General features: G+C 35.2%; 7 protein-coding genes. 5 read left to right on the forward strand and 2 right to left on the reverse strand.

All coding sequences use genetic code 11. The annotated features are described in order from the left end of the window. Window positions 1-326 precede the first annotated feature (326 nt). The 3 genes from ACW8TM_RS01065 (at window position 327) to ACW8TM_RS01075 (ending at window position 2,727) form a co-directional block, all read left to right on the forward strand. Window positions 327-2,153, forward strand: a complete 1,827-nt coding sequence (locus ACW8TM_RS01065; RefSeq protein WP_491531424.1) for an aldehyde ferredoxin oxidoreductase family protein — start codon at window positions 327-329, stop codon at window positions 2,151-2,153. Window positions 2,154-2,251: 98 nt separating this feature from the next. Further along, window positions 2,252-2,473, forward strand: a complete 222-nt coding sequence (locus ACW8TM_RS01070) for a MoaD/ThiS family protein (RefSeq protein WP_491531425.1) — start codon at window positions 2,252-2,254, stop codon at window positions 2,471-2,473. Window positions 2,474-2,547: 74 nt separating this feature from the next. After that, window positions 2,548-2,727 (forward strand): hypothetical protein, encoded by a 180-nt coding sequence (locus ACW8TM_RS01075; protein ID WP_491531426.1) that lies wholly within the window; start codon window positions 2,548-2,550, stop codon window positions 2,725-2,727. A 33-nt stretch (window positions 2,728-2,760) separates the two neighbouring features. Here ACW8TM_RS01075 and ACW8TM_RS01080 read toward each other — a convergent pair whose 3' ends face one another. Then, entirely contained in the window at window positions 2,761-3,042 is a 282-nt protein-coding gene (locus ACW8TM_RS01080; RefSeq protein ID WP_491531430.1) for a translation elongation factor-like protein, read from the reverse strand. 207 nt (window positions 3,043-3,249) lie between these two features. On the opposite strand from ACW8TM_RS01080, the gene vapB reads away from it, so the two are divergent. Further along, window positions 3,250-3,474 carry a type II toxin-antitoxin system VapB family antitoxin gene (vapB, locus tag ACW8TM_RS01085; protein ID WP_491531427.1) on the forward strand — a complete coding sequence of 75 codons (225 nt, stop codon included), beginning with the start codon at window positions 3,250-3,252 and terminating at the stop codon, window positions 3,472-3,474. Further along, window positions 3,461-3,859 carry a type II toxin-antitoxin system VapC family toxin gene (locus tag ACW8TM_RS01090; protein ID WP_491531428.1) on the forward strand — a complete coding sequence of 133 codons (399 nt, stop codon included), beginning with the start codon at window positions 3,461-3,463 and terminating at the stop codon, window positions 3,857-3,859. Before vapB ends, ACW8TM_RS01090 begins: the two co-directional genes overlap by 14 nt. Window positions 3,860-3,946: 87 nt before the next feature. On the opposite strand, the gene ACW8TM_RS01095 is transcribed toward ACW8TM_RS01090, so the two are convergent. Beyond that, complete coding sequence (locus tag ACW8TM_RS01095) at window positions 3,947-4,204, reverse strand: hypothetical protein (RefSeq protein ID WP_491531429.1); 258 nt, start codon at window positions 4,202-4,204, stop codon at window positions 3,947-3,949. Between the last annotated feature and the right edge of the window lie 65 nt (window positions 4,205-4,269).

A 4,269-nucleotide genomic window follows, 5' to 3' on the forward strand; every position in this document is an offset into this window, starting at 1 on the left:
GGAAGATTTCAAAAAGCTAGTAGTAACTATTTGTGGAGAGGAATATGAACCCTTTATCAATAAATGGATTTACCACAACAAACCCGCACAACATCTCGTGAGTAAAACACCATTCTACGAGATAATCTTAAACCATAAGAAAACTTACAGACTTAAGAACTAGACTTCCTCAGTCAATATTACCAGAAATTTCTTAGTATTACTCATCGATTTATGACTGTAAATATAATCACCGTCTACCAGCACGTTCTGTGTATTGAAATAAGTTTTGAACGATTTCTAAACGCTTTTAAATTTCATTTACCCTCTTTTAAATGGTGAATTATATGTATGGTTGGAATGGCAAAATTCTTAGAGTAGACTTATCCAAGAAGAAGTGGAGTATTCAAGAGTATGATTTAAGTTTAGCGTTGAATTTTATCGGTGGCAGAGGATTCGCAATTAAAATCTTGTGGGATGAGCTTAAACCTGGCACATCACCTCTATCTCCTGAAAACAAACTCATACTAGCCGCGGGTCCACTCACAGGTCTACCGCTCGCTAGTAGTGGTAAACTTGTCGTTGCAGCAAAAAGTCCATTGACTAACGGTTATGGCGATGGAAATGTAGGAACATTCGCATCAGTTTACTTAAGAAGGGCTGGTTATGATGCTGTGGTGATTGATGGTGTAGCTGAAAAGCCGGTTCATCTTTACATTGAAGACGATAGGGTTGAATTCAAGGATGCCGATGATCTTTGGGGTCTAGATTCTTTTAAAGCTGAAAGAATGCTTTACGACATGTATGGTAGAGATTCCGGAATAGTGCTGATAGGCCCTGCAGGTGAGAATCTTGTCAAATATGCAACTGTAGTCTCACAGGAAGGTAGAGCTGGTGGAAGACCTGGAATGGGTGCAGTTATGGGTTCAAAGAAGCTTAAGGCTGTAGTATTTAAGGGCTCTAAGGAGATTCCATTAGCAAATCCAAGCGAATTAAAAGAATTAGGGAGAAAGGGTTATGAGGATATAAAAGGTAAATCTGGATATGATTTTTGGATTAGACAAGGTACAATGATGACTATAGAATGGTGTCAAGAGAATAGCACCCTACCTACATATAACTATAGAGAAGGTGTTTTTGAATTTGCAAAGAGGATAGATGGCTATGCCATGGAAGAGTTGAAGATTAAACGTAGAGGGTGCCCCTTCTGTAACATGCAATGTGGCAATGTAGTTTTAGATGCAGAGAATTTGGAATCAGAATTAGATTACGAAAATGTTGCAATGCTTGGTGCCGATATTGGTATTGGAGATTTAAAGAAGGTTTCAGTATTAAATCGGTTATGTGATGAGCTTGGATTAGACACTATTTCAACAGGTAATGTAATTGGCTTTGCAATGGAAGCTTCAGAAAAGAATTTAATTGAAGAAAAAATTGAATGGGGAGACTTTGAGAAATCTAAAGAGCTTATTGAAGCTATAGCCTATCGACAAGGAATAGGTGACTTACTAGCTGAAGGTGTTAAAGCTATTTCAGAGAGAATTGGTGGCGATTCACATAGGTGGGCGATGCATGTTAAAGGACTGGAGATGTCTGCTTATGATTGCCATGCTGCTCCAGGAATGGCAATTGCCTTTGCAACCTCGCCTATTGGTGCTCATCATAAGGATGCATGGGTAATTTCTTGGGAAATGAAGATTGGAAGATTTGATTACACTGAAACCAAGGTTGATAAAGTGATAGAATTTCAAAGAATTAGAGGTGGAATGTTCGAGTCACTAGTAACATGTAGATTCCCATGGATAGAATTAGGCTTCAACTTGGACTGGTATGAAAAATTCTTTAAAGCAGCAACTGGAGTTACAATAACATTAAATGATCTCTATAAAGCTGGAGATAGAATATATACTTTGATCAGGGCTTTCTGGATTAGAGAGTATAAAGGATGGAGTAGAGCTCTAGATATACCGCCTGCAAGATGGTTTGAAGAACCATTAACGAAGGGTCCACTGGCAGGAGCAAAACTTGACAAAGACAAATGGAATAAACTTTTGTCATACTACTATGAAAAGAGGGGTTGGAATGAAAATGGAATACCTAAGAAATCAACATTAAAAGAACTAGGCTTAGAATATGTGATAAATGAATTAGAAAAATATGTAACGTTAACTTAGACTTTCATCACATACATAATACTCTTATTATTTTACTTGGTAAATTTCCATGTAAAGCTTAATATATCTAAGATTTTCCTAGTATTGACGGTTAAGTTATGGTGAAAATAAAGGCTTTAGGATATATTGCAGAAATCATTGGTAGTAGAGAATTAACCATCACTATCAGCAATAGAGTTAAAATACGTGATTTAATAAATATACCAAAAGATCTAGAGTCAAGGGTAATAATATTAGTTAATGGTGAACCCGCAACACTAGACTCTGAAGTCAAAAATGAAGATCAAATATCAATTATGCCCACAATTAGTGGAGGATAAAGTCATCACTATACAATAAACATATTAGAAAATCAATACATACTTTCACTGGAAATCATCTGTGGGTGAAATTAATGGATAAAGAACCATGTCCTCATGGTGATGTTGAATTATTAGGATTTGAACGCACTACAAGAGGCGTCAACAAATACTATAAATGCAAAAAATGTGGAGCAGTACTAGTATTATCAGAAGAAGGAATACTATATGAAATACCAGGATTAAAAACAGAAAGTCTAAAGCTAACTAAATAAGAACAATCAAAATAAATATTGAATGAGATTATTTTACTCTTCAACGATCTTATAAACCCTATCATTAACTCGAACTCTATCAATCACCTTCAATCCAATCGCTTGACCAGCTCCTGCTCTTTCAATATTCTTATGCTCAATCTGCATCGAATCAACAACTTGTTCAAAATTAGTAGTCGCGCCTTTAATCAAAATTCTATCACCAATAGCCAATGGAGCACTCAACTCAACAACAGCAACACTAATCCTTGAAAAATAATGAGTGACTCTACCCACTTCAACAAGTTTTTTCTCCATCTTCTCCATAACTAACACATCCAATAATAATCAACAAAATATCTAAATTAATAACCTAAAAATCTTTACCTAAAAATGTCCACTTAGACTCTAATACAATTAAAGTATTCATAATACTCGATTACATAAAATATGAAGCTTTGAAAGATTTATGTAAACTATATGTAAAAAATTTGTAAACATTATGTTTATATACCATTTTATTTGTAACTATATGGATGAACGATGTCTACTGTTATTAGTGTTAGAGTTAAACATGAAATAATTAAAGTTCTTGAGGAGGCTGGAGTTAACATTAGCAGTGAAGTTAAAAAATTCCTCGAAGACTTAGCCTGGAAAATTACGATTAAAAGAAACCTCGAATATATAGATGAAATTTTAAGAGAAATGCCACCTGCATCTAAAGGTTTTTCAGTCAAATCTGTGAGGGAAGATCGTGATCGTAGCTGATTCATCATCAATAACAAAATATATATTAAGAGAAGATGGATGGACCGAAGTAAGAAAACATCTAACCGAAGGTTGCATCTCCCTTAAGCTAGCCTTAAAAGAAACCTTAAACGCACTATGGAAAAGAACAACTCGAGGAGACATAAGCCCTGAATACGCATTCAAAGTAGCAAAACATCTAATAGAAAAACCAATACTAAAACTAGAAGAACAAGAAGAATACCTAGAACTCGCATTTAAAATAGCAACTAAAAGAAAAATAACTATATACGACGCGATATTCATAGCTCAAGCAAAGAAATTAAACCTACCACTAATGACAAGCGATGAAAAACAAGCAAAAATAGCTAAACAAGAAAAAGTCAAAGTCATATACCTATCCTAAAATTGGAACTTTTATCATTAATTTCTTGCAAGTTTATTTGGTTCCCATGATAGTATGAGAAAGAAGCTTTCAGAAAGTCTTTTAACCCTAAAAAAGAAAAATTAGTATCGGGAACCCGATAAAGGGAATTGAAAGAAATTTCAAGTACATGGTACCACAGGCGCATTTTAGGTGGAGGAACCCGATAAAGGGAATTGAAAGAAAACCCCTTCCATCCAAATACACCCCGCTAATCCAACTGGAACCCGATAAAGGGAATTGAAAGACTTGAGGGATAGACTTAACGTATGCATGTTCTTCTTGGCGGAACCCGATAAAGGGAATTGAAAGTTTACGTCTTGGCAAGAAGAACACCCCCTATTTTTTCTAAGGAACCCGATAAAGGGAATTGAAAGAGTTCTTCTTGCATT

The sequence above is a fragment of the Candidatus Culexmicrobium sp. genome (assembly GCF_058356305.1).

What these genes read in the sequence shown, in the direction of transcription:
- ACW8TM_RS01075 (WP_491531426.1), top strand. Translation starts at nt 2,548, where the DNA reads ATGGATAAAGAACCATGTCCTCATGGTGATGTTGAATTATTAGGATTT.
- ACW8TM_RS01065 (WP_491531424.1), top strand. Translation starts at nt 327, where the DNA reads ATGTATGGTTGGAATGGCAAAATTCTTAGAGTAGACTTATCCAAGAAG.
- ACW8TM_RS01070 (WP_491531425.1), top strand. Translation starts at nt 2,252, where the DNA reads ATGGTGAAAATAAAGGCTTTAGGATATATTGCAGAAATCATTGGTAGT.
- vapB (WP_491531427.1), top strand. Translation starts at nt 3,250, where the DNA reads ATGTCTACTGTTATTAGTGTTAGAGTTAAACATGAAATAATTAAAGTT.